At 55.2% G+C, this 2,527-nt stretch carries 3 protein-coding genes; 2 read left to right on the forward strand and 1 reads right to left on the reverse strand.

Translation table 11 applies throughout. From position 1 onward, the window contains the following. On the forward strand, positions 1 to 878 hold an 878-nt coding region (locus K5905_RS31470; RefSeq protein ID WP_297591657.1), incomplete at its 5' end, for an endonuclease/exonuclease/phosphatase family protein. 2 nt (positions 879 to 880) lie between these two features. Here the strand turns inward: K5905_RS31470 and K5905_RS31475 are convergent. Beyond that, positions 881 to 1,246, reverse strand: a complete 366-nt coding sequence (locus K5905_RS31475; protein ID WP_297591658.1) for a cytochrome C552 — start codon at positions 1,244 to 1,246, stop codon at positions 881 to 883. Between the two features lie 187 nt (positions 1,247 to 1,433). Here K5905_RS31475 and ggt point away from each other — a divergent pair. Next, positions 1,434 to 2,527, forward strand: a 1,094-nt coding sequence (ggt, locus tag K5905_RS31480; protein ID WP_297591659.1) for a gamma-glutamyltransferase, incomplete at its 3' end; no start/stop codon positions are given.

Below are 2,527 nucleotides of genomic sequence, written 5' to 3' on the forward strand. Positions count from 1 at the left end.
TACTGGAACTGGAGGCCGATATTCTATGCTTGCAGGAAGTCAATGCGCAAAAACTCAAAGGTGCGTCGCAGCGCCAGTTTCAGGAACTCGATCTGCTGCTTCGCAACACTCCCTACCAGGATTACTATTGCGCGGCGAGTGAACGCGAGCCTGGCAAAGGACCGGGTCAGCGGCACAACCTGATCGTCCTGTCACGCTATCCTATTGCGAACTTTGAGAGCCTGTTTCAGAACAATGCCAACCCACCTCGCTGGCAACCCAAAACGGCTGAACCTCCGTATGCCGAACCACAGGGAATTGTTTACGAACGCCCGATCCTAAAAACGGAAATCGATCTCGGCACGAAAAAAACCCTGCATCTGTTTGTGGTGCATCTGCGCGCACCGATTGCTGCACTGATAAGAGGTGGCAAGACTGAAAATCGCTGCTGGAAAAACCTCTCCGCCTGGGCTGAAGGATATCAGCTGTCTGTGCTTAAACAGATCTCCCAGGCTCTTGAACTCAGAATGGCCGTTGAGACCCTGTTCGAGAAGGACGAGAACGCGCAAGTTATCGTGACTGGAGATTTCAACGCAACCGGAGAAACCGGAACGCTGCGGTTGTTGCGCGCTGATCCTGATGACACCGGCTCACCCGAACTGAGAAGCCGCCGACTGTTCCAGCTGGATGCGTCGCTGCCACTCGATCAGCGGCAAACCGTCATTCATAAAGGTAAGGGGCAAGCCCTAGACCACATCCTCGCAAGCGCCGAGATAACCGACAAAACCCTCGACGTGAAAGTGTTCAATTACGGTCTGCCTGACGAAGTGTTCGATGCGGGCAGCGAAGACTATGCAGGCTCATTTCACGCGGCCATGCGCGCCGAGTTCGACCTTTAGGCTTACGGATTGAGACTGCTGATATAGGCCGACAGATTTGCGATTTCGGTATTGCCCAAGGTCATGTTGGGCATGACCGGATGCGGGTTGGCCAGAAATGTCGCCAGTTTTTTCTGCGACCAGTCCGGGTCCTGTGCCATATCGTAAAAGCTTGGCAAAGACGCGCTTTTGGCCGTTGGCTGATCTTCCGCCACCAGATGGCAGGAAGAACACCATTGCAGCGCCAGGGTCTTGCCGGCATAGGCATCCGCGGCTTTGGCCTGCCCAGCCCCGATAACAATAGAAAGACAGACTGCTGAAACGGCACATGCGCCACGCTTCGTTGCCATCTGGAGCATCATTCCAAACCAACTTGAAAACCCGATCATCATGGCCTCCGTGTGCTGCCCAAAAAGAAAAGTACGGAGCAGACATTCAGGTTGGCCGGACAGAACCGATTTGACCTTGCGTTGGATCAATCGCGTTCGAATTCGGCGCAACTATCACGCGATTTTCTATTGCCTCACCTGTGCGGCTCGGACAAACTCCCGACGCGATCAACGGTGGGAGATCAAGATGAGACGTCAGCTGAAATCCGTATTGTGTGCAGCATCAATCGTGGTCGCACTCACAACCTTTCCCGGGCAGATGCTGCAAGCGCAGGACGTCCCGATCTATTCGCTCAAGGATCGCTTCAATCCGATAGTCGCGCAAAACGGAATGGTTGCAAGCCAGGAAGCCGTCGCGACCAATATCGGCGTCGAAATCCTCAAGAAAGGCGGCAATGCGGTTGATGCTGCCATTGCGACAGGATTTACCCTGGCAGTCACTTTGCCGCGCGCCGGCAATCTGGGCGGTGGCGGCTTCATGCTGATCCATATGTCCGGAAGCGATGAGACCAAGGCGCTTGACTATCGCGAAAAGGCACCAGCTGCCGCCTTCAAGGACATGTTTCTGGGTCCGGACGGCGAACCGGACAAACAAAAATCCCGTTATTCCGGTCTTGCCGTCGGTGTTCCCGGCACCGTTGCTGGTTTCGCACAGGCCTTTGAAAAGCACGGGAGCGGCAACCTGACCTGGGCTGAACTGGTTGAGCCGGCGATCGACCTGGCCGACAAAGGCATCACGGTTACGCAAAGTCTCTCCGCAGCATTGACCGCAAGACACGACCGGCTGATCAAGGACCCTGCCACTGCTCAGATTTTCTATAAGCAGGGTGGCACGCCCTATCAGCCGGGTGAAATCCTTGTGCAGAAGGACCTTGCAAACACGCTGCGCCTGATCGCAGAAAAAGGCGTTGACGGCTTCTACAAAGGCGATGTTGCCGAGAATATTGCCAAGAAGGTTCAGGCCGCCGGCGGTGAAATGACCGTTGACGATCTCGCATCCTACCAGGCGGTCTGGCGAGAGCCGGTCACCGGGTCGTATCGAGGATACGACATTGCCTCCATGCCACCGCCCTCATCAGGTGGTGTTCACATAGTGGAAATCCTGAACATTCTGGAGGCTTTTCCGATCGGGGAGTTCGGACCAAACTCGGCGGATGCCATACATGTCATGGCTGAAGCCATGCGACGCGCCTATGCCGACCGGTCCAAATACCTCGGCGATCCGGATTTTGTCACTGTTCCTGTCAAAGGCCTGACATCTCGTGATTATGCGCAAGAATT

It is taken from the genome of Roseibium sp. (assembly GCF_025698965.1).
GTDB lineage: Bacteria > Pseudomonadota > Alphaproteobacteria > Rhizobiales > Stappiaceae > Roseibium.

What these genes read in the sequence shown, in the direction of transcription:
- K5905_RS31475 (WP_297591658.1), bottom strand. Translation starts at nt 1,246, where the DNA reads ATGATCGGGTTTTCAAGTTGGTTTGGAATGATGCTCCAGATGGCAACG.